Origin of the sequence: Heliomicrobium undosum (assembly GCF_009877425.1) — a bacterium.
Lineage (GTDB): Bacteria > Bacillota > Desulfitobacteriia > Heliobacteriales > Heliobacteriaceae > Heliomicrobium > Heliomicrobium undosum.
The window spans coordinates 133,439-158,319 of sequence record NZ_WXEY01000006.1; the positions used below are offsets into that span (position 1 = coordinate 133,439).

Here is a 24,881-nt window from a genome sequence, read left to right on the forward strand (position 1 = left end):
TGATGATGAATTCGTCCTTTTCTGTAAATAAACGAGTCCACCCTAACGGCTGCATCCGCGAGCATCCACTGGCCATGTTTCCAGAATGGTTCCCCCTTCATCGATGACCGCCACCTCGTCCGCAAGATTGACGACCGGGCAGGCGTGGTTGGGGATGAGGGTTATCGTTGCGCCCAGGGGGAGTTCGGGACTGTTGGGTGCAGTTCGTTCCAGCACCCCGTGTTCTTCCGACAGGCGGGTCAGCTTCCAGCCTGGAACCGTCAGCATGCCGTAACCCACATCGGCCTGGTTCCCGTGAGCCCCCTGATCCAGCGCCAGCACCTTGGCGCCGGCATCAATGATTCGTCGGTTCGCCTCCGGGCGGGAGACGACCGTGGTCACTACGCGCAAGGCGCATTCCGCCAGCTGCGCCACGCCCAAGCGAACCTGGGTGGCATCGTTAAAGACATAGTTTCCGGGGCGCACCTCTGTCACGCCTGGCGTATCAAGGTTAAATTCCACTGACGGCGTAGAGCCCACGGAGATCTCGGGAATGCGGATTCCTTCTCCATCCATCTCTTCGGCCAGGCTGAGCAGCACCGCCCCCTCTTCCCGGCCTATCCGCTCTCGTTCGGACATTGACGCAGCCCCGTAGACATGACCGGCATGGGTCAGGAGGCCGCGAAAATGGATCTGCGGACAGGCGGCGACGGCGCGGATCAATGCTTTGAGTCGTTCTCCCGGGGGATACCCGACGCGACGCAGCCCGCTGTCGACTTTTACGTAGAGGTCAACGGGCCGTCCCCGGCGGATCGCCTGAGCGCGCCATGCTTCCAGCAGTTCTTCCGTATCGACGATGGTCGCCATCGTCGACTCTTCCGCCATCCGGAAGTAGGCGTCCCATTTGGCTTCCCCCCAAAGGGGAAAGGCGACAAGGATATCCTTGAACCCACCATTGATGAGCACCTGCGCTTCCGAGAGCTTGGCAACGGTAAAGCCGACAGCGCCCTTCGCCTGCTGCATGCGAGCGACGGGAAGCAACTTGTGGGCTTTAAAATGGGGCCTCAGTTTTACGCTTTTTTCCTGGCATTTTTTTGCCATCCTTTCGATATTGGCGATCAACTGGGCTTGCCGGATGGCGACCAGCGGGGTCCAGCCGTATGTCATAGGATCCATTTCCCTTCCTCCTACGGCATCAGCCGGGCGGAAAAAGCCCCGCCCCGATGATGGCAAAGAGAATCCCTGGCAATAGGTTGCCCACTCGCAATTGGGTAACACCGAGTATGTTCGTTCCGATGCCTGTGATCAGCAACCCGCCCACGGCTGTCATTTCGGCGATCATCCCTTGCTGGAGGAAGGGTTGGATCAGGGAGGCGGTCATGGTAATGGCGCCTTGATAGATGAAGAGGGGAAGCGATGAGAGGGCGACGCCGATTCCCAGTGTAGACGCCAAGATGATGGAGGTGATCCCGTCGAGCATCGCTTTGACAAAGAGCACCGATGCGTCCCCGGTCAGTCCATCCTGGAGGGATCCCATGATGGCCATGGCGCCGACACAGTAGATCAGGCTGGCTGTGACAAACGCCTTGGCCACATCTCCGTGGTTGGTACCCACCTTGCTCTCCAACCACTGGCCGAAGCGTTCCAATTTGGCTTCAATGCCTACAGCCTCGCCAAGGATGCCGCCGAGGACAAGCGAGGCGACGACGATCAAAGGGTTTTTTGACTGCAGCGCCATTTGAATGCCGATCAGACAGACTGACAAGCCTATCCCCTGCATGACTGTCACTTTGAAACGTTCGGATATCGCCTTTTGAAACACGGCGCCCACAATTGCGCCGCCGATGACCGCCACTGTGTTGACAATCGTTCCGATCATATTATTTTGCCTCATTCACCACTTGGGTGATCGAAGCCAATACCTCCTTGATTTCCGCTTCAGTCGTAAAAATCCCAGGGCTGAGCCGGACTGTCCCAGTCGTAAAGGTGCCGCTTTTCCGGTGAGCTACCGGGGCGCAATGCAGTCCCGTCCGCACGGCGATATTGAAAGCTTTGTCTAGCAAAAAGCCCATTTCCGTAGATTCCATGCCGTCGACTGTGAAGGAGAGGACTGCGGCCCGCGTCTCTTCAACAGGTGGTCCGATCAGCCTTACGCCTTCTAATTCGGAGAGACCCTGCATCAGCAATTTGATGAGCCTTGTCTCATGGTCTTCAATCTTTTCTCGCCCGATTTGATGGATATACTCGATACCGGCGGCCAGACCGGCGATTCCTGGTGTATTGGGCGTGCCGCTTTCATAACGGTCGGGCAAGCACAAGGGCTGCGCTTCCGACTCACTTTGGCTTCCTGTCCCGCCGTACCGCAAGGGTTCCAATTCAATGCCGGGCATGATGCAGAGGCCGCCCGTTCCTTGGGGACCCAATAATCCCTTATGGCCGGGAAAGGCCAGCAGGTCGATTCCCCAGGATGCCATGGAAATGGGAAATACACCTGCCGTCTGAGCAGCGTCGACAATGACGAGCAGGCCGAGCGCTTTGGCGGCCTTGGCGATGGCCTCCAGATCCTGCAGCGCCCCGGTGACATTGGAGGCATGATTCAGAATCAAGGCTTTCGTATTGGTCTTCCGGTTTTTTTTCAGTTCCTCGGGACCTATCCTGCCATACTCGTCACCATCGAGGTAGGTCACTTCTACGCCTCTGCCCTGGAGGATCCATAAAGGACGCACGACGGCATTATGTTCCAACCGTGTGGTCAGCACATGGTCACCGGGTTTGATCAAACCGAAGATGGCCAGGTTGAGGGCATCGGTTGCGTTTAGGGTAAAGACCACCCGCAGCGGGTCAGGTAATTGAAACAGACGGGCAATAGCCACCCTTGTGTTGTAGATGGCCCTTCCCGCGTCGATGGCCATCTGGTGACCGGCCCGTCCCGGATTTGCACCGATGTTTTTTCCGACATGCATCACCGCCTCCCAGACTGAATCTGGTTTCGGCCAAGAGGTAGCTGCATTGTCCAGATAGATCAACGAAGGTTCAACCCCTCTCGAAGGTCTAGTTATGTTTCACGTGAAACATCAAGCCCATATCCCACATTGATGTTTCACGCAAATCATCGGTCGCACATGTTACGTCAGTGTTTCACGTGAAACATCCACGTATCACTGGCGTGAAGTGATTCATGGATATCATTTTATCGTAGATCTCAGGTTCTTGTATCACATGAAACATCCAGCGTATATCCCGCATTCGCGTTTCAAATGAATTATCCGTCGCCAATCCAACCTTAATGTTTCACGTGAAACACAGGAGGCTGCATTACGATACTTCATTGCCTAACAAGAAATCACAAAGGCGCTGTAACTCGTCAGAACTAAAAAAACTAAGTTCAATAAAACCCGTTGAACCATTGGACCGGATGCGCACTTGCGTCTGCAAAATAGATCGCAGCCGTTCCTCCATGGCGGATATCTCGGGATTCACAGTGAGCGGCGCAGCTTTTAACCGGGGTTTTTCTGTAACCGGCGCAGAACTGATCTGCATATGAGCCTTACTGTTATCAATATTCTCCGCGCCCGGTTCGTCGACAATGAACGCTTTTTCAGCGTCTTGATTCCGCTGGCGAACCTCTTCCTCCATCCTGCGAACAGACCAGTTCTCTTCCGCTGCCTTCAAGGCGAAAGTCTCCTGCACCGATTCGTCATCGATGGCGACGATCACCTTAGCGTGGCCGGCAGTCAGTTTTCCCGTCGACACCATCGCTTGCACAGGCGCAGGCAAAGACAGTAGACGAAGTGCATTCGCAATATAAGAACGGCTCTTACCGACACGTTTGGCCATTTGCTCCTGCGTCATTTGATGATCATCCATTAGTGAGCGAAAAGCCTGGGCCTCCTCGATAGGGTTCAAATTTTCCCGTTGTATGTTTTCGATTAATGCGACCTCTGCGACAGTCTTTTCATCCCAATCACGTATAATGACCGGAACTTTCGTCAAACCCAACTGTCGACAGGCCCTCCACCGCCGTTCTCCCACGATCAACTGATAGTGATCTTTGCCTAGTGGCCGTACGACAAGCGGTTGAATGACACCATGCTCAGCGATGGAACGGGCCAATTCTTCTAACGCCTCATGATCGAAGTGTTTCCTCGGCTGATCCCGGTTCGGTTCGATGTGATTCAGATCAATCTCAGTCGCGCTCTGGATATCTTTTGGCGATTCCTCATTTGTAGTGATACCCGGGATCAGCGCCTCTAAACCCTTGCCAAGGCCCCTTCCCATCCCTTTTTTAACCACGTTCCAACACTTCCTTCGCCAATTCCCGATAGACCTCAGCGCCGCGTGAACGGGTATCATACACGATAATAGGCTGACCATGGCTGGGAGCCTCACTCAGGCGAACATTTCTCGGGATGATTGTTTTGAATACCTTATCATGAAAATGATTTTTTACTTCGTCGACCACTTGGATGGCGAGATTCGTGCGCGCGTCAAACATGGTCAACAAAACGCCCAGAATAGTAAGTTCACTGTTGAGGTGCTTCTGTACGAGTTTAATCGTGCTCATCAACTGCCCCAGCCCTTCTAGGGCATAATACTCGCACTGTATGGGAATCAGCAGTTGATCAGCAGCAGTGAGTGAATTCAAGGTCAGCAAACCGAGGGATGGAGGGCAATCGATGATGATATAATCAAATCGATTCCGCAAAGGATCGAGGGCTCGTTTTAATTTCACTTCGCGAGAGATGGCGGAGACCAACTCGATTTCCGCCCCGGCCAATTGAATCGTAGCTGGCAGAACAAAAAACCGATCCCAATCCGTTTTCGTCAATATCGAATCCGACGGTGCGCCGTTGATCAGCACATCATAGATACAATGACGGACACGCAGCTTATCAATCCCGGATCCACTCGTGGCATTACCTTGTGGATCCATATCGACCAACAGCACCTTTTTGCCAAGCTCAGCCAGACAGGCGCTTAGGTTAACGGCAGTCGTGGTCTTTGCGACGCCACCTTTTTGATTGGCTACGGCGATAACTTGAGCCAACTATTCCACCACCTTTGTCATTCGCCTTACTCGACGTATTCATTTCAACACGAGAAAGCACAAGTCCTTCACAGGTCGAAGCATAAAAAGTGTGTCCACCTTAGAAAAATACGGACCCTGTGAAACATGAAAAAAGAGGCCAACGTTGAGTTGACCCCCCCTTCAAAGGGCATCACCTTATTCCATTCGTTTCAAAGCCATATAGGGCAAAATAAAAGGGGAACATGTTTTCGTTTTTTTAACAAAATCCATTGTTTCACGTAGAACACTTCTTACGGCTTCGAATTCTATTACGTGAAACATTTTGCTGAGCCACTCCATATTGTTTCACGTGAAACATTTTATCAAACCACTTCAGGTTGTTTCTCATGAAACATTCCAAAACCGCTCCGTGTTGTTTGACGTAAAACACTCCCGAACCGCTCCAAGTTGTTTCACGTGAAACATTTTACCGAATCACTTCATATTGTTTCACGTGAAACATCATTTGAGGCCTATCTTCTGCCGAACGAGCCACTCTTACAGCAAAGGTTTACGATTGGGAATTCCGGCTTTTCGTGGATATGCCGCATTTGTGGGCTTCTGCTTGCGGACAATAATCAGCGTACGCCGATCTCCCGAAAGCGGTAAAGCGATCGACTTAACCTGTTCAAGCTCACCGCCGAGCAAACGCAATGCCGTTTTAGCTTCCTCCACCTCGGCAGGGCCGTCAGGTCCTTTTAAGGCGATAAAACTTCCCCCCAAGGTAACAAAAGGAAGACACAATTCCAGAAGTACAGGAAGCCGAGCGACAGCGCGACTGAAGACGATCGAGTACTTATCTCGCAATAGCAGGTTGCGAGCGCTATCCTCCGCCCGGCCGTGAAGAACCTGCACATTCGTCAATCCTAATCTCTCCGTCGTTTCACTTAAAAAACGGCATCGCTTTTGCAGTGAATCGAGAAGCGTGACCCGCCATTGCGGCCTGATCAAAGAAAGTGGCAAGCCGGGAAACCCTGCGCCTGTCCCCACATCGATTACAGAGATAGGCGCATCCGATAGGTTCAATAATAACGGACTCAAAGAATCGACGAAATGCTTTTCCGCCACACCATCCGGATCGGTGATTGCTGTAAGGTTCAAATGGGCATTCGTTGCCAGCATCACCTCGGCATAGACTGTACACCGGTCGATCAATTCCGGCGAAACGGCGATCCCCCAATCTTGAAGACCCTTTTGTACCTGCTGACGGAAGCGAAGAACCTGTTCGCTATCCCACTGGGTGAACTTGACTGTTTCCTTCGTTTCAATCAATCGATAGTTCCCCCATCCCCCGGCGCAAGACGGCGCCGTTGCTCCAAGTAAACCAACAAGATGGAGATATCCGCAGGACTTACCCCGGAGATACGCGAGGCTTGTCCAATGGAAACAGGCTTTCTGGCGATCAATTTCTGCCGCCCCTCATTCGATAGACCGTGAATCAGTCTGTAATCGAGATCGGCGGGAAGTCGCTTGTTTTCCAACTTATTAAACCGGTCCACCTGGGCTTGCTGCTTTACCAGATAACCTTCAAACTTGGCTGATATCTCAACCTGTTCGGCAACCTCGGGATCGGTCGAATGATCGTTCTCCCCGTCATTGATCAAAGGCGCAAGATCATTATACGTCAATTCAGGACGTCGCAGCAGATCATAGAGGGAAACACCTTTCGTCAACGGTGCGCTCTGTTTTTCATCCAAGATCGCTTGCATTTGCGCGTTTCCCGGTGTCACAAAGAAAGATTTCCAGCGGGAGATCTCATGTTCGAGGCTTTGCATTTTTTCACGAAAACGCCGGTAACGCCGATCATCGACCAGACCGATGGAACGACCGATTTCCGTCAGCCGCTGATCCGCATTGTCCTGGCGCAGCAACAACCTGTACTCGGCGCGAGACGTGAGCATCCGGTACGGTTCATTGGTGCCCTTCGTAACCAGATCATCGATGAGCACCCCGATATAGGCATCGGAACGCTTCAAAACAACCGGTTCCTCGCCCATTATCAAGCGAGCAGCGTTGATCCCGGCCATCAATCCCTGAGCGGCTGCCTCTTCATATCCGGAAGTGCCATTAATCTGACCGGCCGTGAAGAGACCGCCGATCTCATGATGTTCGAGGGATAGACGCAATTGTGTCGGGTCCACATAATCATATTCGATCGCGTAACCGGGACGGATAATCTTAACATCCTTCATGCCGATGAGGGAACGAAGCATGGCCACCTGGACATCCTCCGGAAGGCTTGTCGACATCCCTTGCACATACATCTCATGGGTGCCTTCCCCTTCCGGTTCGACAAAAACCTGATGGCCTTTCTTATCGGCAAAGCGGACAACCTTGTCCTCAATAGACGGGCAGTAACGCGGGCCGGTGCCCTCGATCACCCCAGCATAGAGAGGGGACCGGTGCAGGTTGTCGCGGATGATCTGATGCGTTTCCTCTGTCGTATAGGTCAGCCAGCAAGAGATCTGTTTGCGCTCGATCCGCGGCGATAGAAAAGAGAAGTTCAGCGGTTCCCGGTCGCCAGGCTGCTCCACCATTTGGCTGAAGTCGACGGTGCGGCCATCGACCCGGGCCGGTGTGCCCGTCTTAAACCGACCGAGCCGGACACCGATTTCTCGAAGGGACGCAGCCAAACCGACGGAAGAGAAATAACCATTGGGACCACCGGGGTAGTGCAAGTCGCCAATGATGATCCGACCCCTGAGGTATGTACCGGTTGTGATGACCACGGCAGGCGCAGCAAAAAAAGCGCCCGTGTCCGTACGAATCCCGCGCACACGTCCCTGCTCCACGACGACCGATTCCACCATCGCCTGTCGCACATCAAGATTCTCCTGGTGTTCGAGGACGTGGATCATCTCCCGTTGATAACGCTTTTTATCAGCCTGTGCGCGCAATGCATGGACTGCCGGACCCTTGCCTGTATTTAACAGCCGGATCTGGATGCAGGTCTCATCAATGGTCATTCCCATCTGGCCACCCAGGGCATCGATCTCCCGAACGAGATGTCCCTTCGCCGGACCGCCGATTGCCGGGTTGCAAGGCATCAGGGCCACATTGTCCCAACTGATCGTCAGAATCAGCGTCTTCGCTCCGAGGCGGGCGGAGGCCATAGCCGCTTCACATCCGGCGTGTCCTGCGCCGATGACGATCACATCATATTTTCCAGCTGCATACTCCATCATGTTTCCACCCTCATTCCGTCGATAACCGTGCCATCGAAAAAACTATTTGCCGATGCAAAAAGACGAAAAAATTTTATCGAGAATATCTTCACCGACCGTATCACCGGTGATCTCACCCAGTGCCTCCCAGGCGGCTTTCAGATCGATCGTCAAAAAGTCGGGGCTGGCGCCGTCATCAACCGCTTTTAATGCTTGCCGCACAAGATCGTCGGCCCGTTCCAAGGCCTCGCGATGCCGCGCCTGGGTGACCAGCGCCAGCCGTCCCCCGTCAGGTGAAAAACCCACGCCGTCTTCCCCATAGACCATTCGACGGATCAATTCCGCCAATTCCTTTAGACCCCAACCCTCTTTGGCGGACACAGATATGATCGGCATCTCTCCCACAAGAGAATGCAGACGTTTCTCATCGAGACGCCGGACGGCAATATCACTTTTATTCACCAAGACGACCGCCGGACGACCAGCGAGAGACAGGAGCAGCGTTTCATCCTCTGCCATCAACGAATCAGAACCATCGAGGACGACCAGCGCCAGATCCGCTTTTTCCAAATACTCGCGGGTCTTCTCAACGCCGATCCGCTCCACCACATCCTCTGTCTCGCGGATGCCGGCCGTATCGACGATTCGCAAAGGGATGCCCCCCAGATCGATATACTCCTCGATCGCATCGCGCGTTGTCCCCGGGATCTCCGTAACAATCGCCCGCTGTTCATCGAGGAGCGCATTCATCAGGCTAGATTTTCCCACATTGGGACGACCGACGATCACTGTGCGCCAACCTTCCCGAAGTACGCGTCCGGTCCGGGAACGTTCCAACAAGTCGCAGATCTGACGCTGAATCTTAACCAAATCACTGCGGATCCGATCGTTCCCGAGATCCGGCAGGTCTTCTTCCGGAAAATCGATCATCGCCTCCAGATGCGCCAAAAGGGCCAGTAGATCATCGCGGACTTTTCCGATCCGGCGCGACAACTGCCCTTCCAATTGCGAAACGGCGGCGCCAAGCCCGTCACGAGTCTTGGCGCGGATCACTTCAATGATCGCCTCCGCCTGGGCCAGATCGAGGCGCCCGCCCAGAAAAGCGCGACGAGTAAACTCCCCCGGGTCAGCCAATCGGGCGCCCGCTCGCAAAACGGCGCCCAAGGTCTCCCTCACCGGCACCGACCCGCCGTGACAGTGAAACTCGACGATGTCCTCTGTCGTAAAGGTGCGCGGGGCAACCATCCAGGCGACAAGGGCTTCATCGATCACACGATGGTCATCAGGGTGGATGATCGTACCCAGATGCAGCGAATGGGTAGCCCAGTCATCGACACCACGCCCGTAGCGTGGACGGAAAACTGCCTTGATCACATCCCGGGCGCCGGGACCGCTGACCCGAACGATCCCGATCCCGCCTTCTCCCGGTGGAGTGGCCACTGCCGCAATTGTGTCGCCGACCATCGAAACATCCTCTCCCAATACAGGAAAAAAAGCGCCTAAGCGCTTTTTTATTCTCCCCTGTGATTTTACGGTTCATACCCCGCAGGATATTCAGTTATCATCCTGTTCATTTTTACTCTTTCACGGTGTCATCGCCAACCGAGTAGAGGCGTGGACGGGGCTTGCCAAACCGTTGGTCTGCCACATTGCGCAGTTCCCGGTTATCCGCACGGTTTTCGGCACGAATGTCCGACCGATTCTCCCGTACAGCGCTGATCTCCCGTTGCTCCCGGTTCTCCCGATTGTCATGATGATCCCGACTATCGCGTTGTTCCCGGTTCTCCGGCCGAACAGCGCGGGGACGACGGTTATCCCCCCAGCGTGGCGCGCCGAAACCTTCTGTCCGCGGTCGTTTGGCGTCCATTTTTGGACCGATCACCACTTTGCGGAAAGGCTCTTCCCCTTCTGAGTAGGTGACAACACGGGGATCCCCTTGCAAGGTCGTGTGAATAATCCGCCGTTCCTGCGGGCTCATCGGCTCAAGGACGACCTTGACGCCGGTTCGTTTCACTTTTTCTGAAAGGCGTTTGGCCAACCGGACCAGCGTCTCTTCCCGCCGTTGCCGGTAATTTTCCACATCCAGCAGGATCCGAACCCGTTCCGGACCCTGGCGATTGACAGCCAGATTGACCAAGTACTGCAGCGAATCGAGGGTATCGCCGCGACGACCGATCAGGATGCCCAGATCGTCGCCGGAAAAACCGATAAATAAGGTGGAATCGCGCCATTCCGGCTTGATTTCCGCTTGAATCCCCATGACACGAAAGATGTCCTGAATAAAACGGATGGCGTCGCGCATCGGATCGGGCTTGACCGTGATCCGGACACGGGCGGGACGGGTTCCGATCAGACCCAGAAAACCCTTCGAAGGCTCCTCCAGGACGAGGACCTCCACATCCTTCTCTTCCAGTTTCAATTCCGTAAGGGCGGCGCGGAGGGCTTCCTCCACCGTTTTTGCGGTTTTTTCCAATACTATCGGTTGGGACATTACGCGGTACCTTCCTTCCGAACATTCAGACTGCGGTTCATATAGAGCTGCTGAAGGATACCGACCGTGTTGAAGGTCACCCAATAGAGAGACAAACCAGCGGCAAAACTATGGGCCATCCAACCGATCAACAACGGCATGGAATACATCATGATCTTCTGCGTTTGTTCTGCCTGTGCATTGCCGCCGGAAGAGGAGGGCGTCACCTTCATTTGAAGATAAGTCGTAGCAGCGGCCAACAGAGGCAAGATATAAACGGGATCGGGATGCGAAAGGTTCGGGATCCAAAGGAAAGTGGCGTGAGCTTCATTCAGATAAGGAAAACTCGTCAAGCCGTTATAGAAAGCGATGAGAATCGGAAACTGGATCAACAGGGGCAGACAACCGCTCAGGGGATTAACGCCATGTTCCTTATAGAGTTGCATCATCGCTTCCTGAGCCTTCTGCGGATCTTTTTTATACTTCTCCTGGAGCGCCTTCTGTTTCGGCGCCAATTCCGCCATAGCCCTCATCGATTTCATCTGTTTGGCTGACAACGGATACAGGAGCATTTTAATCACGATCGTAATCAAGATGATCGCCAGGCCGTAACTCGGTAGACCGATCTGTTGGGTGAGGGTGTAGAAAAAGTTGATCATCGAGGAAAATGCGTCAACTAGCATTTGCCACAAGGCAAGCACTCCTCCTTACTTATGTACCGACTCAAGGCGATCATGGGGGATCATATCCCCCAGGGTGAAAGGGATGACAGCGCAACAACCGTCCGACGGCCTTCCACAGCCCCCGGATCACCCCATACTTCTCCAAGACCAAGATGGCATACTCGGAGCAGGTAGGCGCAAACCGGCAGGAGGGTCCCCTAAGCGGCGAAAGATAGAGGCGATACCACCGGATCGGAACGATGAATACATCGACAATCCGCATGTCATCCCCCCAGCCCCAGTTTGGCCCGTTTGAAGAGTTTGATTACATCTTGTTCGACTAGGCGAAAAGGAATTCCTTTTATTTTTGACCGGGCGATCAAAATTATGTCACTGCCGTCATCAGCACGGAGGCCGTGGCGGCGGCAGATCTCCCGCAGCATGCGTTTCACCCGGTTGCGCACATTCGCCTTGCCCACCTTGCTGGAGACAGAAAAACCGAAGCGACGGCGGGAAGGGGTGTCCGGGAGGCGAGGCTGGAACCGGTACAACACCACATACTGGCCGCCGTAGGATTTTCCGCGCTTATAAACCTTTTGAAAATCCTCATTGCGACGCAAGCGATAATGTCGCGCCAGCATCAGCGTTCACCCCCCGGAAAACAAAAGAAGGCCCCCGAAGCGGCCTTAAGCACTGAGTTTTTTCCTTCCTTTTGCACGACGCCGTTTGAGGACGTTGCGTCCGTTCGGCGTGCTCATCCGGCTCAAGAAACCGTGAACGCGTTTATGTTTCCGATTTTTCGGCTGATAGGTGCGCTTCAATGTCTACACCTCCTTATAATTGCCCAGATTTTTTGAATCTATCCGCGAAGTCAAAAGCCACGTATCCTGGCGGCTCGCGAGAACAAACAACTACAATTATAGGGACCATCGCAAGGAAAGTCAAGAAAAAGAACATGATCGGGACATAGGTCATTTTTTGAGTTATCCCCTTGTGGATAACTTCGACGCAGGTTACAATTGGGGATGAATATTATCCACAGGTGGATAACTCGGAAAGGTTGACTTTTATCCCAAGAGTGATCCACAGACTGTGGATAATTTGTGCGGTAACAGGCCTTTCATCAACACCTTCGACGGGCGGCGAAGGCTTTTTTTCTCCCTGCATCGCCTTTTCCCCAAAAAAACTCGTCCACACCGGCCGAACCTGTGGACAATCGCGGGCGCTGTCCGCGTTTCTACATATATACTATCTCTCCACAGCGCGTGAATATCCGTTCGAAAACAGGGGATAACCGTATCCCCGCTTGTGAAAATGTTCAAACTGGGGGTAGCCTGTGATGACTTCACAGTTTGCCGGTCTATGGCAACAATCTTTGGAGATATTGAAACAAGAACTGAAACCGGCCAGTTTTGACACATGGTTGAAAAACACGCAACTGGTGACGATGCAAAACGGAGAGGCCCATATCGGCGTACCCAATGATCTGGCCCGCGACTGGCTGGAAAACAGATACGCCACCCTGGTGAAAAACGCCCTCTCCGTTGTCCTCGGCGAATCGGTGGAAGTCCGGTTTTTTACACCGAGCGCCGATTCGCGCCGTTCCGAACATTCCCGCCGTCCTGTAGCAGCCGAAGAGAGCAGCCCGCCGCTGTTAAATCCCAAGTACACCTTCGACACCTTCGTGGTGGGCAACTCCAACCGCTTCGCTCATGCTGCTGCGCTGGCCGTCGCCGAAGCGCCGGCCAAAGCCTACAACCCCCTCTTCGTCTATGGGGGCGTCGGTTTGGGGAAAACTCACCTGATGCAGGCCATCGGCCATTTTGTCATTGACCAGCGTCCCCAATCCAGGGTTGTCTACGTGTCGTCCGAAAAATTCACCAATGAGTTGATCAACGCCATCCGCGACGACAAGACGGTGGAGTTTCGCAACCGCTACCGCAACATCGACGTGCTGTTGATCGATGATATTCAATTCCTGGCTGGCAAAGAACGGACCCAGGAAGAGTTTTTCCACACCTTCAACGCCCTTCATGAGTCGAGCAAGCAGATCATCATCTCCTCGGACCGGCCGCCAAAAGAGATCCCCACCTTGGAAGACCGGCTGCGGAGCCGATTCGAATGGGGTTTGATCACCGACATCAACCCGCCCGACCTGGAGACGCGGATCGCCATCCTGCGCAAAAAAGCGATCCTGGAAAACCTGGATGTGCCCAATGAAGTCATGGTCTTTATTGCCAACATCATTCAATCCAACATCCGCGAGTTGGAGGGCGCCTTGAACCGGGTCATCGCCTTTGCCAACTTAAGCGGCAAGTCCCTCACATCGGATGTGGCCGAAGAGGCCTTAAAAAACATCATCCCCTCTCACCGGGCCAAGGTGATCACCATCGCGCTCATTCAAGAGGTCGTGGCTGAGCACTACAATATGCGAGTGGAAGATTTCAAAGCGAAAAAACGAACCCGTGATGTGGCCTTCCCGCGGCAGATCGCCATGTACCTCTCTCGGGAGATGATCGACGTGTCTCTCCCGAAGATTGGCGAAGAATTTGGCGGCCGGGACCACACCACCGTCATCCACGCCCATGAAAAAATTACGAAAGATATCGAAAAGGATCCCCAACTGGAAATGACGATTCAAGTTTTAAAAGAAAAAATCCAGAGGGCTTAAAAGTTATCCCCGGACTTACCCACTTATCCCCAGAGTTATCCACACCCTGTTTTGAGCGAAACCGTGGCGATCAGCCACTTTTCCACATATCCCGCCTGATTACTATGACTACGGTATATAAAAAGGGTAAAAAGGCGCCAACCAAGGAGGTTTCCAGGCCATGGAGTTTTCCTGTTCCCGGGCCGAACTGCTGGAAGCGGTCAACGCGGTGTCGCGCGCCGTTTCCTCCAAAGCGACCACGCCGGTGTTGAGCGGCATCTACTTGGAGGCTCATGACGAGGCGCTGCGTCTCGTCGCCACCGATATGGAACTGGGCATCGAATACACCATTCCTGTCCGTACAATGCGGACAGGCAGCACTGTCGTCAACGCGCGCATTTTCAACGAGATGGCCCGCCGGTTGCCGGAAGGCCCCATCACTTTTTTTGTCAATGAGGAAAATCCGGCCCTGAAAGTCCGCTATCATGGATCGGAATTGACCTTGAATACGATGAACCCGCAGGAATTTCCGCTGCTGCCGGCGATCTTGGACGGTGATCGACTGATCGTCAATCAGGGGCAGTTTAAAGAGATGACGCGTCTGGTCGCCTTCGCTGCGTCAAGCGATGAATCGCGCCCCTGGTTTACGGGGGTGCTCTGGGATATCCAGCCGGAAGAGATCCGCTGGGTGGCTACCGACACCCACCGTCTGGCCCTCTTATCCGGCCAGGCTGTGGAGATGAGCGTCAACCAGTCGCGACAGGTGATCCTCCACGGCAAGACCCTCTCCGATGTGGCACGGCTGCTGCCCGATGAAGAAGGGCCGCTGCAGATCACCCTGACCCGTTCCCAGGCGCTCCTGGAAACGGACCGCCTGCGCGTCATCCTGCGCATCATCGAAGGCCAGTACCCAAAATACCAGCAGGTGATCCCGCGGGATCACAAGACCCGCCTGACGATCCCTGTCAAAGCCCTGGCCGAGGCGGTAGACCGGGCCTCCCTGGCCTCCATCGGCAAGGAGGGTTCCAATATCATCAAATTGTCGTCAGAGGGAAACCTGTTGACGATCCGTTCCAACTCGCCCGAGGTGGGTCATATCTATGAAGAGGTCTTTGTGGATATCAACGGCGATCCGATCCCCATCGCCTTCAACTTCCGCTACCTTCAGGATGTGCTGAAGGTCATCGACACGGAACAGGTGCGGCTCGACCTGTCCGGAACGCTGGCGCCCGGACTCTTGCGGCCTGTCGGAGAAGAGCGCTACCTCTACCTGATCGTGCCTGTCCGGACGATTTAACACCTGTGCAAATCCAAGCGATCGAGTTGGCCCATTTTCGCAATTACCGGGGACTGCAGGTCGACTTTACGCCCGGGGTGAACATCTTCGTCGGGGCTAACGGACAGGGCAAGACGAACCTCCTCGAATCGATCGCCCTCTTGAGCGGCGGCGGGTCTCATCGCGACGCCCGGGACGCCGAGATGGTCCAGTGGCAGGAAGAGTTTTACCGGATCAAGGCCATGGGGACGGCCGACGGTCAGACTGTCGGCCTTGAACTCGCTTTTGGCGGCGAGCGGCGGAAATTGGCCAAGGTCAACGGCCGCAAATTGCGCCGCATCGCCGATCTGTCAGAAACGTTGAATACGGTCGTCTTTTCGCCGGAAGATCTGTCGCTGGTCAAGGGTTCGCCGGCCCAGCGGCGGCGATTTTTGGATCGCGAGTTGTCTCAGGCATCGCCAGCCTATGGTGATGTCCTATCCCGTTATGCCCGGGTGCTTACCCAGCGCAACAACCTGCTTCGGCGACTGCGGGAGGGGGCAGCGACGGCGGTCGAGTTGGAATTGTGGGATGAACAACTGGCCCTGCCGGCGGTGGAGACATTGGCCCGTCGCTTGGATGGTTTGGCCCGCATCGCTCCCTACGCACGGCAGATCTATCGCGGCCTCAGCCGTGACAAGGAGCAACTGGAACTGACCTATCGCTCCTCCTTTCCCTTGCCTGATGATCGGTCCCGTTGGCTGGAGGCTTACCGCAAGGCCTTACAAGAGCGGCGCGCCGAGGAGATCGCCCGGCAGGCGACCCTGACGGGGCCGCATCGCGATGACCTGCAACTGTTCCTCAACGGGCGGGACGCCCGTATCTACGGATCCCAGGGGCAGCAGCGATCGATCGCCTTGTCGCTGAAACTGGCCGAGATCGCCTTCATCCACCAGATCAAGAGAGAGTACCCCCTGGTCCTGCTCGATGACGTGATGAGTGAGCTTGATCCCGATCGGCGGCAGCAATTGCTGTCCGAATTGGAGAGTAAAAATATCCAGGTATTTATCACCACCACCCATTTGCACGCCTTCTCGCCGGAGCAACTGGGCCGGGCCGGCATCTACCGCGTCCAGGCGGGACAGCTTTCTCGAAGCGATGAATAGGAGGGCGCCCCATGTTCCTGCATCTTGGCGGGGAGGTCATCGTCCCCAAAGAGGAGATCGTCGCCATCATCGATCTCGAATCGTCCAGCCAGGCGGCAACGACGAAGGAGTTTTTGAGCACCGTCCACGACGAGGGCTTCGTCAAGCGCATCGCGGAAGAGGGAAAGGAAAAGTCCTTCATCGTCACCACCAAATACATCTATCTGTCCCCCATCTCATCGACGACCTTGATGAAACGGGGCAATAACATCAAAGCGATGCTCAAAGCCTGGGAGGAGAGCCAGCGATAGCCGATTTGTGCAATTCGAAAGAATATGGTAAAATGTTCTTTTGGAAGCACCGGATCGGGGAATTAGCCCCCCGGAGATTGTGCATTCCCTGAATGGAGGTTTTTTCGGGTGGCTGAACAGGATACCTGGACTGTCAGCGGCGCGTCGAATTACGACGCCAGTCAGATACAAGTGCTCGAAGGTCTGGAGGCCGTTCGCCGTCGACCGGGCATGTACATCGGTTCAACCAGTGCCCGGGGCCTGCATCATCTGGTTTATGAGATCGTCGACAACTCCATCGACGAGGCCTTGGCCGGCTACTGTGACACCATCGACGTGATCATCCACGAGGACAACAGCGTCGAGGTGTCTGACAACGGCCGCGGCATCCCCGTCGATATTCACCCCAAAATGGGCAAACCGGCCGTTGAAGTGGCTTTGACGGTGTTGCACGCCGGCGGCAAGTTCGGCGGCGAAGGATACAAGGTCTCCGGCGGCCTCCACGGCGTCGGTCTCTCCGTCGTCAACGCCCTGTCCGAAAAACTGCAGGTGACGGTGCGCCGCAACGGCAAGATCCATGAGCAGCATTATGAACGTGGCGTCGCCGTCTCCGAATTGCGCGTCGTCGGTCAGTCAAAAGAAACGGGCACCACCGTCTATTTCAAACCGGATCCGCAGATTTTCGAGGAATTGGAATACAGCTACGATACCCTCTCCCATCGCCTGCGGGAGCTCTCTTTCCTCAACCGCGGCGTAAAGATCACCCTGGTGGACCGACGATCGGATCAGGAGAGCGTCTTTGCCCACAGCGGCGGCATCATCGATTTCGTCAAATTTTTGAACCGCAACAAGGACGCCGTCCACAACGAGGTCATCTACTTCCAGACGGAAAAGGACACCGTTCACGTGGAAATGGCCTTGCAATATAACGACGGCTACGCGGAAAACGTGTTTTCCTACGCTAACAACATCAACACCCAGGAGGGCGGCACCCATGAGGCCGGCTTCAAGACGGCCCTCACCCGGGTGGTCAACGAGTACGCCCGCCGCCTCAATCAACTCAAGGACAGCGAAAACAACCTGTCCGGCGAAGACATCCGGGAAGGCATCACCGCCGTCATTTCGGTGAAGGTCAGAGAACCCCAGTTCGAGGGCCAGACGAAGACCAAGTTGGGCAACTCGGAGGTGCGGGGCATCACCGATTCCTGTGTCACCGAGGGCGTCGGCACCTACCTGGAGGAGCATCCTTCTGTCGCCAAGCGGATCATCGAAAAGGCCATCGGCGCCATGCGGGCCCGCGAAGCGGCGCGCAAAGCCCGGGAACTGACCCGCCGCAAGTCGGCCCTCGAATCGACCTCCCTGCCGGGCAAGCTGGCTGACTGCTCCTTCAAGGATCCCTCCCTCTGCGAAATCTACATTGTCGAGGGCGACTCCGCCGGCGGCAGCGCCAAACAGGGCCGGGACCGGCGCTTCCAGGCGATCCTGCCCTTGCGCGGCAAAATCCTGAACGTGGAAAAGGCCCGGCTGGACAAGGTGCTCTCCAACGAGGAGATCCGGGCGCTCATCACGGCTATGGGCACCGGCATCGGCGAGGACTTTGATCTGGGCAAGGCGCGCTACCACCGCATCTGCCTGATGACCGACGCCGACGTGGACGGCAGCCACATCCGGACGTTGTTGCTCACCTTCTTCTACCGACACATGAAGCCGTTGATTGAAAACGGTTATGTCTATATCGCTCAGCCGCCCCTCTACCAGGTAAAAAAGAGCCGCGATGTGCGTTACTTCTACCATGACAACGAGCTCAACCGCCACCTGGAGAAGACGGGTCGCGACGGCATCACCATCCAGCGCTACAAAGGTCTCGGTGAGATGAACCCGGAACAACTCTGGGAGACGACAATGGATCCCGAGAACCGGACGATCCTGCAGGTCTCTTTAGAGGACGCCGCCGAGGCGGAACTGATCTTCACCACCCTCATGGGCGACCGAGTGGAGCCGCGGCGGGAGTTCATCCAGACCCATGCCAAGGACGTGCGGAACCTGGATATTTGAGGAAAACGTTTAAAACGTTGTGAACACCTAATAAATGTTTTATTAATACTTGATGACAACATGAAAACACGTAACACACGCGATCGGTCGGCGATACAGTCGACCGATCTTTATTTATTACTAATATTCAGAATTTTTAAAAAGTATAAGCAGGAATTTTTTATCTGTCCCTCGAAAAAATCCATACCCTTCCATGGGGTAATATCCATCACACCGGCCCGGCATCGTTGCGGTTTACGGCAATATTGCCGGGCCGGGAATGAAACCGTTGGTTCAGGGAATGGCGACTCCAGGGGCACATCTGTGGAGGGGGGAAATGAGCGATTTCAGAATGCAATGGTAAGCCGCTCCCTGCTGGTCCGCTGCAAGGGGTGAAAGTCCTCGACTTGTCCCGCCTGGCGCCAGGTCCTTTTTGCTCGTTGCTGCTGGCCGATCTGGGGGCTGATGTGCTAAAAATCGAGGCGCCCGACAAGGGGGATTATTTGCGGACGCTCTTTCCGCCGGTTAGGGAACAGAGCGATTTTTTTCTGAGCCTGAACCGGAACAAGCGGAGCATGGTCGTCAACATCAAGACCGAAGCAGGACGGCGGATCATCGAAGCACTGGCCGCCGAGAGCGATGTGTTGCTGGAGGGCTTCCGTCCCGGCGTCATGGAACGTCTGGGTTTGGGTTACCCATCGCTAAAAGCGAAAAATGAGGGGCTCATCTATTGCGCTATCTCCGGCTATGGCCAGGATGGGCCCTACCGGGATCTGGCCGGTCATGACCTTAACTACCTCGCCCTGGGCGGTCTGTTGGATCTGATCGGGTTGAAGCAGGGGCCGCCGGCGATCCCCGCCGTGCCCCTTTCGGATCTGATCAGCGGCCTGCTTGCGTCCATTGCGGTCCTGGCTGCGATGGAAAATCGTCACCGCACGGGAAAAGGCCAGTACATCGATCTGGCCATGTTGGACGCTGTCGTGGCGATGATGGGCCACTACGTGACCCGCTTCGGGGCGACGGGAGAGATCCCGCAGCGGGGGAGGGGACCGATCGCCGGAGCGCTGCCCCGCTACAACGTCTATGAGACAGCCGATGGACGCTACATGGCGTTGGCCGCCTTAGAGGACCACTTTTGGCAGCGCTTTTGCGCCGCCGTCGAGCGGATGGACCTGACCGAACTCGGCGATGGGGAGGACGACTGCCGGCGGGGAATGGACGCGTTGTCCGCTCTCTTCCGGACGAAGACACAAGCGGAGTGGGCCGCTTTTTTCCACAACCGCGATGTCTGCTGCACCCCGGTGCAGGATGTGGAACAGGTCATCGCCGACCCGCAGGTAAGGAGCCGGGCGATGGTCTTTCATTCGGTCCATCCCACGGAGGGCTTGCTCACGGAGACGGGCTTTCCGTTCAGATTCTCCGACACGCCGAGCCGCTGTCGGCGTTATTCTCCGTCTCTCGGGGAGCACACCGAGGAGGTGCTGCGCGAGCTGGGGTATGGGGAAGAAGCGATCGCTGAACTGAAGCGCGGCGGGGTTGTCCAGCAGTACGAAAAAAGTGAGCCATGAGGTTAGACTTTTTTATTTGCCCTTCGCCTTTTGCCAGATGTGAGTGATGAAATCGAAAAAGGAGGTCTCCTGATGATTTTTCGTCTTTCCGAGGAACAGGAGATGCTGCGCCAGACGGTGCGCGATTTTGCCGATTCGAAGATCGCCCCCAAGGCGGCAGAGATGGATGAGCAGGAGACCTATGATCGCTCCTTCTGGGAGGGCATGGCCGAGTTGGGATTGACGGGGATCCCTTTTTCAGACCGCTACGGCGGGGCGGGGATGGATCACCTGAGCTACGCCATCGCGGTGGAAGAGCTGAGCCGTGTCTGCGCCTCTTCCGGTGTACTTCTTTCCGCCCATACCTCCCTGTGCGCCTGGCCCATCGACGCCTTCGGCACGGATGAGCAGAAAGAAAAATATCTGACGCCCCTCGCCGAGGGACGCTCTGTGGGGGCCTTCGGGCTGACGGAGCCGGGCGCCGGTTCAGATGCCGGTTCGCTCAAAACAACGGCTGTTCGGGACGCCGACGGCTATGTCTTGAATGGGACCAAGATCTTCATCACCAATGCCGAATGGGCCGATGTCTATGTGGTGATCGCCGCCACCGACCCGGCGAAAAAGCACCGAGGGACGACGGCCTTTATCGTGGAAAAGGGAACGCCTGGGTTCAGCTTCGGAAAAAAAGAACATAAGATGGGGATCCGCGCCTCCAGCACCTATGAACTCGTCTTTGACAACTGCCGAATCCCGGAGGAAAACCGTCTGGGCGAGGAGGGGCAAGGGTTTAAAATCGCCATGATGACCCTCGACGGCGGTCGCATCGGCATCGCCGCCCAGGCCCTGGGGATCGCCCAGGGCGCTTTTGACCAGGCCTTGGCTTACAGCAAGACGCGGGAACAGTTCGGCAAGCCGATCAGCGCCAACCAGGGGCTCCAGTGGATGCTGGCCGATATGGCCACGGCCATTGAAGCGGCCCGCCTGCTCGTTTACCAAGCCGCCTATCTCAAAGAAGCCGGCCTTCCCTACAGCAAGCAATCGGCCATGGCGAAGCTCTACGCCTCGGAAGCAGCCATGTCCGTGACCACCAGGGCGGTCCAGATCCATGGCGGATACGGATATACCCGGGAATATCCTGTCGAGCGGATGATGCGCGACGCCAAGATCACCGAGATTTACGAAGGCACCAGCGAGATCCAGCGCACCGTCATCGCCGCCGCGTTGTTGAAATAACCGAGAGGGATCGGGGAGAAGAGGATGACAGAACCGTACCGGCCGCGCCACGCCGTGCGCATCGTGACGGCGACAAGTCTCTTTGACGGCCATGACGCGTCGATCAACATCATGCGGCGGTTGATGCAAACCAGCGGGGTCGAGGTGATCCATCTCGGACACAACCGCTCTGTGGCGGAGATCGTCGATGCGGCCATCCAGGAAGACGCCCAGGCCATCGCCGTCACCTCCTACCAGGGCGGCCATATCGAGTTTTTCAAGTACATCATCGACATGCTGCGGGAGCGTGGGCAGTCCCATATCCGCGTCTTCGGCGGCGGTGGGGGCGTCATCGTCCCTCGGGAGGTTCGGGAACTGGAGGCCTATGGCGTCTGCAAGATCTTTTCCCCCGAAGACGGGCGGAAGATGGGCTTGCAGGGGATGATCGACTTTCTCGTCGGTCAGGCGGATTTTGACCCGGCGGAGAAGAGACCGGAAGGGGTGGAAGTTTTGTCGCCGGAGCCGGGCGATTGGCCGCAGGTGGCCCGCTGGATCTCCCTGGCCGAAAAAAACGTAAAAGAGCCCGATCCGGCGTTGTCGTCGCTCTTTGACTGCTTACGCCTCCAGGGAGTGGAGACGCCGATTATCGGTGTGACCGGAACGGGCGGCGCCGGCAAGAGTTCGCTCATCGATGAGACGGTCCGCTGCTTTCTGGCGGCCTATCCGCAGAAGCGGCTGGCCTTGCTGTCGGTCGATCCCTCCAAGTGGAAGACAGGCGGCGCCTTGCTGGGGGACCGCATCCGCATGAACGCTATCCACCATCCCCGCGTCTTCATGCGCTCCTTGGCCACCCGCAATTCGCGGAGCGAACTGAGCCGGGCCATCGACGACGCCATTGCCGTCGTCAAGGGGGCCGGCTATGACCTGGTCATCGTAGAAACCTCCGGCATCGGCCAGGGAGACCACCAGATCATCGATGTGTGCGATGTCTCCGTCTATGTGATGACGAGCGAATTCGGCGCCGCCACCCAGTTGGAGAAGATCGACATGATCGACGTTGCTGACGCCGTTGTCATCAACAAGTACGACCGGCGCGGCGCCGAAGACGCCTTGCGGGCCGTGAGCAAACAGTGGCGGCGAAGCCGCAACCACTTCGACATTCCGGATAGCGATATCCCTGTCTTCGGCACGGTGGCCAGCCAGTTTGACGACCCGGGGATCCAGATTTTTTTTCACCGTCTGATGGAGATGGTGAACGAAAAGACGGCCGGATTCTGGCCGTTGCCGGAGGCGCCTGCGCCGGTTACAGCGGGCTTTCCTGTGATTGGGCAAAATGCAGCCCTTTCAGCAGCGCTACCAAGTGGGCAGAAAATGCCTACGCCGCGAACTTCCGCCGGCGTCATCCCAGCCGAGCGGGTCAACTACCTGGCCGAGATCGTCCACGCCGCCCGGGATTACCGCCACTTCGTGGAGGAGCAGGTCCAGGTCGCCCGCCGCCTCTACCAGTTGCAGGGCGCCCGTCAGGTGTTAGCCGAGAGCCCTTCCGGTATTGCCGATAGCCTCGCCGATATCGATGAACAGATCCGGCTGTGGCAGGAAAAGCTTTATCCCGACTGTCAACGGATCCTGGACAACTGGGGCTGCCTCTGCGCCGCCTACCGCCAGGACCAATGGGTCACGAAGGTGCGTGACCGGGAGAATGTGACGGCGCTGTTTTCAACCACCTTGTCCGGAACAAAGATCCCCAAGGTGGCCTTGCCCCGCTATGAGGATTGGGGCGAGATCCTGCGCTGGGCGCTGAAAGAAAACGTTCCCGGTCAGTTTCCCTTTACCGCCGGCGTTTTTCCCTTCAAGCGGGAAGGGGAGGATCCGCGGCGCCAGTTTGCCGGCGAAGGCACGCCGGAGCGGACGAACCGGCGCTTCCACTACCTTTGCAAAGATGATCCGTCCGTCCGCCTGAGCACGGCCTTTGACAGCGTCACCCTCTACGGGGAGGACCCGGCCCATCGCCCTGACATCTACGGCAAGATCGGCAACAGCGGCGTCAACGTCTGCACGATCGATGACGTCAAGCGGCTCTACGCCGGTTTCGACCTCTGCGCGCCCACTACATCCGTATCGATGACGATCAACGGCCCGGCGCCGATCCTGCTCGCCATGTTCCTGAACACGGCCATCGATCAGCAGGTCGATCGATTCACCGAGCGGGAGGGGCGCCTGCCGAGTCCGGATGAATGGGCCTGCCTGCGGGCGGAGACGCTGCAAAAGGTGCGCGGCACCGTGCAGGCCGATATCCTCAAGGAGGACCAAGGGCAGAACACCTGCATCTTTTCCACCGATTTCGCCCTCAAGATGATGGGTGACATCCAGGAGTACTTCATCGGCGAGCGGGTGCGCAACTACTACTCGGTCAGCATCTCCGGCTACCACATCGCCGAAGCAGGCGCCAACCCGATCACCCAGTTGGCCTTCACCTTGGCCAACGGCTTTACCTATGTGGAGTACTACCTGAGCCGGGGGATGAAGATCGACGACTTCGCCCTCAATCTGTCCTTCTTTTTCAGCAACGGCCTCGATCCGGAGTACTCCGTCCTCGGCCGGGTGGCCCGGCGCATCTGGGCGGTCGTGATGAAACAGAAGTACCATGCCAATGAGCGCAGCCAGAAGCTGAAGTATCACATCCAGACTTCGGGGCGATCGCTTCACGCCCAGGAGATGGATTTCAACGACATCCGCACCACCTTGCAGGCCTTGTCGGCCATCTATGACAACTGCAACTCGCTGCACACCAACGCTTACGATGAAGCGGTCACGACGCCGACAGAGGCGTCAGTGCGGCGGGCCATGGCCATTCAGTTGATCATCGGCAGGGAGTTCGGCCTAGCCAAAAACGAGAACCCGCTGCAAGGCGCTTTTATCATCGAAGAACTGACCGACCTGGTGGAGGAGGCGGTGCTCGCCGAGTTTCTCCGCCTCAATGAGCGCGGCGGCGTGCTGGGCGCCATGGAGACCCAATACCAGCGCAACAAAATTCAAGAGGAGTCGCTGCTCTACGAGACGCGCAAGCACAGGGGGGATCTGCCGATCATCGGCGTCAACACCTTCCTCAATCCTAAGGGAACAGAGGTGGAGGAAAACATTGAACTGAGCCGGGCCACCGAGGAAGAGAAACGCCAGCAGATCGACCACCTGCGCGAATTCCAGGAGCGGCATCGGGAGGCGTCCCCCCTCGCATTGGCGCGGTTGAAGGACGTGGTCCGCAGCGGCGGCAACATCTTCGCCGAAATGATGGAGACGGTCCGGGTGGCAAGCCTCGGGCAGATCACGGCGGCCCTCTACGAGGTGGGGGGAAGGTACCGGCGGAATATGTGATTAATCTTAGGGTGTAGAAATAATTAATTAAAA

20 protein-coding genes and 1 pseudogene are annotated in these 24,881 nt (G+C 56.2%); 8 read left to right on the plus strand and 13 right to left on the minus strand.

The features are described from left to right. Positions 1-42: 42 nt before the first annotated feature. The 13 genes and pseudogenes from GTO91_RS08055 to rpmH form a co-directional block, all read right to left on the minus strand. The gene (locus GTO91_RS08055) at positions 43-1,155 is read right to left on the minus strand and encodes an alanine racemase (RefSeq protein WP_161257505.1); all 1,113 of its coding nucleotides are present in this window, start codon (positions 1,153-1,155) and stop codon (positions 43-45) included. Between the two features lie 19 nt (positions 1,156-1,174). Beyond that, a complete protein-coding gene (locus tag GTO91_RS08060) occupies positions 1,175-1,858 on the minus strand; it encodes a DUF554 domain-containing protein (RefSeq protein WP_161257508.1) in 684 nt (227 codons plus the stop codon). A gap of 1 nt (position 1,859) precedes the next feature. Continuing rightward, the gene (locus tag GTO91_RS08065) at positions 1,860-3,005 is read right to left on the minus strand and encodes an aminotransferase class V-fold PLP-dependent enzyme (RefSeq protein WP_161257511.1); all 1,146 of its coding nucleotides are present in this window, start codon (positions 3,003-3,005) and stop codon (positions 1,860-1,862) included. Positions 3,006-3,294: 289 nt separating this feature from the next. Further along, positions 3,295-4,272: a ParB/RepB/Spo0J family partition protein gene (locus GTO91_RS08070; RefSeq protein ID WP_207708992.1), complete on the minus strand. Its 978-nt coding sequence runs from the start codon at positions 4,270-4,272 to the stop codon at positions 3,295-3,297. After that, positions 4,265-5,026, minus strand: coding sequence for a ParA family protein (locus GTO91_RS08075; RefSeq protein ID WP_161257514.1), 762 nt, complete (start codon positions 5,024-5,026; stop codon positions 4,265-4,267). Before GTO91_RS08075 ends, GTO91_RS08070 begins: the two co-directional genes overlap by 8 nt. A gap of 519 nt (positions 5,027-5,545) precedes the next feature. Then, positions 5,546-6,319: a 16S rRNA (guanine(527)-N(7))-methyltransferase RsmG gene (gene rsmG, locus GTO91_RS08080; RefSeq protein WP_161257517.1), complete on the minus strand. Its 774-nt coding sequence runs from the start codon at positions 6,317-6,319 to the stop codon at positions 5,546-5,548. Then, the gene (mnmG, locus tag GTO91_RS08085) at positions 6,316-8,229 is read right to left on the minus strand and encodes a tRNA uridine-5-carboxymethylaminomethyl(34) synthesis enzyme MnmG (protein ID WP_161257635.1); all 1,914 of its coding nucleotides are present in this window, start codon (positions 8,227-8,229) and stop codon (positions 6,316-6,318) included. The genes rsmG and mnmG overlap by 4 nt, the downstream gene beginning before the upstream one ends. Positions 8,230-8,274: 45 nt before the next feature. Next, positions 8,275-9,675 carry a tRNA uridine-5-carboxymethylaminomethyl(34) synthesis GTPase MnmE gene (mnmE, locus tag GTO91_RS08090; RefSeq protein WP_161257520.1) on the minus strand — a complete coding sequence of 467 codons (1,401 nt, stop codon included), beginning with the start codon at positions 9,673-9,675 and terminating at the stop codon, positions 8,275-8,277. A 403-nt stretch (positions 9,676-10,078) separates the two neighbouring features. Further along, positions 10,079-10,702 (minus strand): annotated as a pseudogene (gene jag, locus GTO91_RS08095) (RNA-binding cell elongation regulator Jag/EloR); the annotation flags it as partial. Then, a complete protein-coding gene (locus GTO91_RS08100; protein WP_328793761.1) occupies positions 10,702-11,364 on the minus strand; it encodes a YidC/Oxa1 family membrane protein insertase in 663 nt (220 codons plus the stop codon). The pseudogene jag and the gene GTO91_RS08100, both read right to left, overlap by 1 nt. A gap of 49 nt (positions 11,365-11,413) precedes the next feature. Next, positions 11,414-11,626, minus strand: a complete 213-nt coding sequence (yidD, locus tag GTO91_RS08105; protein WP_161257529.1) for a membrane protein insertion efficiency factor YidD — start codon at positions 11,624-11,626, stop codon at positions 11,414-11,416. Position 11,627: 1 nt separating this feature from the next. Next, positions 11,628-11,984 (minus strand): ribonuclease P protein component, encoded by a 357-nt coding sequence (gene rnpA / locus GTO91_RS08110; protein WP_161257532.1) that lies wholly within the window; start codon positions 11,982-11,984, stop codon positions 11,628-11,630. A gap of 45 nt (positions 11,985-12,029) precedes the next feature. Beyond that, positions 12,030-12,164 carry a 50S ribosomal protein L34 gene (gene rpmH / locus GTO91_RS08115; protein WP_012282181.1) on the minus strand — a complete coding sequence of 45 codons (135 nt, stop codon included), beginning with the start codon at positions 12,162-12,164 and terminating at the stop codon, positions 12,030-12,032. Positions 12,165-12,682: 518 nt separating this feature from the next. Between rpmH and dnaA the strand changes: the two genes are divergently transcribed. From dnaA to icmF, 8 genes are all read left to right on the plus strand, one after another. After that, complete coding sequence (gene dnaA / locus GTO91_RS08120) at positions 12,683-14,014, plus strand: chromosomal replication initiator protein DnaA (protein WP_161257535.1); 1,332 nt, start codon at positions 12,683-12,685, stop codon at positions 14,012-14,014. Between the two features lie 160 nt (positions 14,015-14,174). Next, the gene (gene dnaN, locus GTO91_RS08125; protein ID WP_161257538.1) at positions 14,175-15,290 is read left to right on the plus strand and encodes a DNA polymerase III subunit beta; all 1,116 of its coding nucleotides are present in this window, start codon (positions 14,175-14,177) and stop codon (positions 15,288-15,290) included. A gap of 5 nt (positions 15,291-15,295) precedes the next feature. Beyond that, on the plus strand, positions 15,296-16,414 hold the full coding sequence (gene recF, locus GTO91_RS08130; RefSeq protein WP_161257542.1) for a DNA replication/repair protein RecF: 1,119 nt from the start codon (positions 15,296-15,298) through the stop codon (positions 16,412-16,414). An 11-nt stretch (positions 16,415-16,425) separates the two neighbouring features. Further along, complete coding sequence (gene remB / locus GTO91_RS08135; protein WP_161257545.1) at positions 16,426-16,704, plus strand: extracellular matrix regulator RemB; 279 nt, start codon at positions 16,426-16,428, stop codon at positions 16,702-16,704. 108 nt (positions 16,705-16,812) lie between these two features. After that, entirely contained in the window at positions 16,813-18,738 is a 1,926-nt protein-coding gene (gene gyrB / locus GTO91_RS08140; protein WP_161257548.1) for a DNA topoisomerase (ATP-hydrolyzing) subunit B, read from the plus strand. 371 nt (positions 18,739-19,109) lie between these two features. Beyond that, positions 19,110-20,285 (plus strand): CaiB/BaiF CoA transferase family protein, encoded by a 1,176-nt coding sequence (locus GTO91_RS08145; protein ID WP_328793758.1) that lies wholly within the window; start codon positions 19,110-19,112, stop codon positions 20,283-20,285. Between the two features lie 72 nt (positions 20,286-20,357). Further along, positions 20,358-21,497, plus strand: coding sequence for an acyl-CoA dehydrogenase (locus GTO91_RS08150; RefSeq protein ID WP_161257554.1), 1,140 nt, complete (start codon positions 20,358-20,360; stop codon positions 21,495-21,497). A gap of 24 nt (positions 21,498-21,521) precedes the next feature. Further along, positions 21,522-24,848 carry a fused isobutyryl-CoA mutase/GTPase IcmF gene (gene icmF, locus GTO91_RS08155; RefSeq protein ID WP_161257557.1) on the plus strand — a complete coding sequence of 1,109 codons (3,327 nt, stop codon included), beginning with the start codon at positions 21,522-21,524 and terminating at the stop codon, positions 24,846-24,848. Positions 24,849-24,881: the final 33 nt, after the last annotated feature.

What these genes read in the sequence shown, in the direction of transcription:
- GTO91_RS08055 (WP_161257505.1), bottom strand. Translation starts at nt 1,155, where the DNA reads ATGGATCCTATGACATACGGCTGGACCCCGCTGGTCGCCATCCGGCAA.
- remB (WP_161257545.1), top strand. Translation starts at nt 16,426, where the DNA reads ATGTTCCTGCATCTTGGCGGGGAGGTCATCGTCCCCAAAGAGGAGATC.
- GTO91_RS08060 (WP_161257508.1), bottom strand. Translation starts at nt 1,858, where the DNA reads ATGATCGGAACGATTGTCAACACAGTGGCGGTCATCGGCGGCGCAATT.
- yidD (WP_161257529.1), bottom strand. Translation starts at nt 11,626, where the DNA reads ATGCGGATTGTCGATGTATTCATCGTTCCGATCCGGTGGTATCGCCTC.
- rnpA (WP_161257532.1), bottom strand. Translation starts at nt 11,984, where the DNA reads ATGCTGGCGCGACATTATCGCTTGCGTCGCAATGAGGATTTTCAAAAG.
- dnaN (WP_161257538.1), top strand. Translation starts at nt 14,175, where the DNA reads ATGGAGTTTTCCTGTTCCCGGGCCGAACTGCTGGAAGCGGTCAACGCG.
- dnaA (WP_161257535.1), top strand. Translation starts at nt 12,683, where the DNA reads ATGACTTCACAGTTTGCCGGTCTATGGCAACAATCTTTGGAGATATTG.
- icmF (WP_161257557.1), top strand. Translation starts at nt 21,522, where the DNA reads ATGACAGAACCGTACCGGCCGCGCCACGCCGTGCGCATCGTGACGGCG.
- mnmG (WP_161257635.1), bottom strand. Translation starts at nt 8,229, where the DNA reads ATGGAGTATGCAGCTGGAAAATATGATGTGATCGTCATCGGCGCAGGA.
- GTO91_RS08100 (WP_328793761.1), bottom strand. Translation starts at nt 11,364, where the DNA reads ATGCTAGTTGACGCATTTTCCTCGATGATCAACTTTTTCTACACCCTC.
- mnmE (WP_161257520.1), bottom strand. Translation starts at nt 9,675, where the DNA reads ATGGTCGGCGACACAATTGCGGCAGTGGCCACTCCACCGGGAGAAGGC.
- GTO91_RS08150 (WP_161257554.1), top strand. Translation starts at nt 20,358, where the DNA reads ATGATTTTTCGTCTTTCCGAGGAACAGGAGATGCTGCGCCAGACGGTG.